Origin of the sequence: Rhodoferax sp. (assembly GCF_014859475.1) — a bacterium.
Lineage (GTDB): Bacteria > Pseudomonadota > Gammaproteobacteria > Burkholderiales > Burkholderiaceae_C > Rhodoferax.
Genome location: NZ_JACUUE010000237.1, coordinates 1 through 3,439, shown reverse-complemented (window position 1 = coordinate 3,439; position 3,439 = coordinate 1). Strand labels below are relative to the sequence as shown.

Sequence of the window (3,439 nt, the reverse complement as noted above, 5' to 3'; positions counted from 1 at the left end):
AGTTCGTCGATGAAGCGACGACGAAAGGTGGCCAGGGTGTCGTGATCAGGGTGGCCATCAGGGTCTTGCCGAAGGTGATCCGCAAAGGCTTGGTTTTCAATCGACTTGGATGCATTTGACCTGCATCAGAAATTAGGCGTTAGCATCGCATCAAGACGAATTTACTTAGCGTTTATTGATAAATATCGATTACATTCAAGGAAAAAAGAAGCTTTGCCCTGAAAAGCTCAACCCAAGCCAAAGGAGTGTCTGTTTGAAGTTCTACCCGTCACATCAACGAAAGCGGCCGCGCCCGCCTTCAGCCGCCGCGTGGTGGCTGCTTTCCTGAATTTTTCGCCTCTTTGGAAAACCTGCTCTGATTTTTTGCAAAGTCCCAATGGCAAGCGGCAAGCTCAAGCCAACACCAGACGCAACAAGACAACGCCAATTCACCGCACGCCCTCTCGTGAATGCTTCGCAAATCCACATCAACCCTGAGATACGCAATGACTACCGACATCGAAAAACACCCCATTCGGCCAATCTGGCTGGCTGCTGGCATGGCCGCCGCAATATTTATCACCGGCTGCGCCGTGCAAGCACCTCCCATTGCTGTCAAAGAAGCACCGCAAGCAACTGCTACACAAACCGCTGCGCAACAGACCGTTGCCGCACCGGCCAAACCCCTACTCAAACGCAAAATCGCGCTGGGACGCATCACCAACGAAACGTCGTATGGCCGCTCGTTGTTGCGGGACTCGGCTGGCGACCCCTTGGGCAAGCAGGTGACCGACTTGCTCAGCAAGTCGCTCACCGAGTCGGGCGCCTACATCGTGCTTGAGCGTCCGGATATTTCCCGGCTCAAGGACGAGAGCCAATTGACTGGTGCCAAGCTGAATCTGATTGGCGTTGACGCCCTGATCGTGGGCTCGTTGACGGAATTCGGGCGCAAGACCGTGGGTCAGAGCGGCTTTGTGTCGTCAAGCAAAAAGCAAGTGGCCTTTGCCAAAGTGGATTTGCGTGTGGTGGACGTAGCCACTGGCCAGGTTTTCTTTGCCACCTCAGGCGCGGGCGAGACATCAACCGAGTCGGCCTCGACCTTTGGTTTTGGTTCGCAAGCAGCTTATGACGGCACCTTGAACGACTCAGCTATTCGACAGGCGATCTCGGAAGCGGTAAACCGGTTGTCGAACGAGATGGCAGGGCGACCATGGCAAACCTTCTTTTTGTCAGCCGAAAAGGGGCGCTATTTTGTAGCTGGCGGCAAGTCGCAGGGGCTCAAGCCCGGCATGGTTTTTTCGGTACAGACACTGGGCGAAAAGATCAAGTCACCGCAAACCGGCTTTGAGATCACACTGCCCGGGCGCGAGGTGGCGCAGCTTCGCATCGACTCGAACTTTGGGGATGCCGAGGTGAATGAGGGCTCGGTGGGGAGTATCGTAAGTGGCACGCTCGACGGGTTCAAGGCGGAGCAGTTGGTTGTTCGTGCAAAGGAGGCATCATGAAAATTTGCAACACCTGGATGGTTGTGAGCTTTAGCGCCTTTGCTTTTGTGGCGCTTACCGGCTGCGTTCAGTACCCTACCGAGCGGCAAAGCGTGGTCGACTTGCGACCACAAATTTCCTTTCGCTTTGATGCAGCAGATGCCCGTTTGAACGATGCGCGCGTGCTGGTGGACGGCCTGGACTCCGGCCGACTGGGCGACTTTGTCGACGGCAAAGGCGCTCTGCGGGTCTTATCAGGCCCACACGCGGTACAAGTCATCAGCGGCTCTGAGGTTTTATTCAGTGAACGCGCTTACCTTGGAGACGGTGTTGCTCGCCCGTTTAACGTCAAATGAAAAACTTGCATCTGAAAATTGTTCTGCTCGCGCTGTCGGGCTTATTCCTGACGGGCTGCGCCAGTCGTGGCGGCTTATACCAGTGGGGTGGCTATGACGCCATGCTGTACCAGTCATACAAAAACCCCGAAAAAGCGGCGGCGTTCCGGGAAGGGCTTGAGTTGCACATTGCAAACATGGAGGCAAGCAAACAAAAGCTTGCGCCGGGTCTTTATGCCGAGCTGGGCACTTTGTACCTGCAAGAGGGTGATGAGGCCAAGGCGGTGGCGATGTACACCAAAGAGCGTGACACCTGGCCCGAGAGCCGCGGCCTGATGGACACGCTGATCACCAATGTGACCAAACGCGCCAGCTCGAAAGCAGAGGTGAAATCATGAGCTACCTTCGCCTGATGGTGTTGTTGTTGGTTGCGGTTTTGGCCGGCTGTGCGAGTCCGCCGCCCAAAAAAGATTTGGGTGCTTTCAACACGGCAGCCCCAAGGTCAATTTTGGTGGTGCCCGCTGTCAACAAATCCCTGGACGTTGATGCACCCAACTACCTGCTGTCGACACTCACCGTGCCGCTGGCAGAGAAGGGGTTTTATGTGTTCCCGGTCAACACAGCCAAGTTTATGCTGGAACAGGAGGGTTTTTACGAGGGTGATCGCATCCACCAACAGCCCCCTGAAACTTTGGCCCAGCTGTTTGGCGCAGATGCGGTGCTTTACGTGACCATCAAACGTTGGGATGCCCAGTACGCCCTCATCACCACCACGGTCACGGTGGAGTTTGATTACCGAATGGTGGCAAAAGATGGAACCGAGATTTGGACTGCCACGCAAGCGATGAAGTATTCTCCGCAAAGCAACAACAGTTCGGGCAATCCACTGGCCGACTTGATCGTGATGGCGATCAGTGCAGCCATCACCCGCGCAGCACCTAATTACTTGCCACTGACGCAACAGGCCAACCAAATGGTGTTTGTGCTGGGCCCCAACGCAATTCCAAATGGGCCGTATCGAAAAGCTGAATGACCGACAAGCTGCTCGCCGGGATTTTGCACTGTAGCTTGGTACTTGTCTTTGTTATCGCGTCGGGACTCCAGCCGTTTGCAGCCACTGGGGATGGGTTATTGTGAAAATCTGATCGGCACGGGCACCGACGACTTGCGAGACTCCCTGGACCGACGCGTCGAGTTTCGCATCAGAAGCTGCTTTCCATGAACACTGCCGTCATTGTGAAAAGTCTTCATTGCTGCAATCCATGACCCCGGACTGCATGGACTGCCGCGCTACGCTCGCTGTGACGGCTTCCTTGTTCAAGGGCCGTGCGCGGTATCGGGTCTGATTCGGGGGGGGGCTCGCAGTGACGGGGTCTTTGTTCAAGGTCCATCTGCGGTATCGGGCCGATTCGGACGGCTCGTGATGACTCCGCGAACTGAGCCAATGAAAAGTTCAAACTACAGAGAAATTTTGTTGCTCAGGGCGACGCCCGGCCGGCCAGCCAGCCTGACGGCATCGACTCATCGTTCAGCCAGTACGGGGTCCGGGCTGACGTCCTGATTGGCAGTGGGCGCATCCTGCAGATCCAAACGACCCCAGAAGGGCAAGCGCAGCGCCGGCGCGTTGAGGTCAATGCCAAA

Annotated in this window: 4 protein-coding genes; all 4 read left to right on the top strand. The window is 55.9% G+C overall.

The annotated features are described in order from the left end of the window. The first annotated feature begins 485 nt into the window (after positions 1-485). The 4 genes from IBX54_RS13650 to IBX54_RS13635 are packed head-to-tail and all read left to right on the top strand — an operon-like array spanning position 486 to position 2,831. The gene (locus IBX54_RS13650) at positions 486-1,484 is read left to right on the top strand and encodes a CsgG/HfaB family protein (RefSeq protein ID WP_296543204.1); all 999 of its coding nucleotides are present in this window, start codon (positions 486-488) and stop codon (positions 1,482-1,484) included. Further along, positions 1,481-1,819 carry a hypothetical protein gene (locus IBX54_RS13645; protein ID WP_296543203.1) on the top strand — a complete coding sequence of 113 codons (339 nt, stop codon included), beginning with the start codon at positions 1,481-1,483 and terminating at the stop codon, positions 1,817-1,819. Before IBX54_RS13650 ends, IBX54_RS13645 begins: the two co-directional genes overlap by 4 nt. Further along, complete coding sequence (locus tag IBX54_RS13640; RefSeq protein ID WP_296543202.1) at positions 1,816-2,196, top strand: DUF4810 domain-containing protein; 381 nt, start codon at positions 1,816-1,818, stop codon at positions 2,194-2,196. Before IBX54_RS13645 ends, IBX54_RS13640 begins: the two co-directional genes overlap by 4 nt. Further along, complete coding sequence (locus IBX54_RS13635) at positions 2,193-2,831, top strand: GNA1162 family protein (RefSeq protein ID WP_296543201.1); 639 nt, start codon at positions 2,193-2,195, stop codon at positions 2,829-2,831. The genes IBX54_RS13640 and IBX54_RS13635 overlap by 4 nt, the downstream gene beginning before the upstream one ends. The last annotated feature ends 608 nt before the right edge of the window (positions 2,832-3,439 follow it).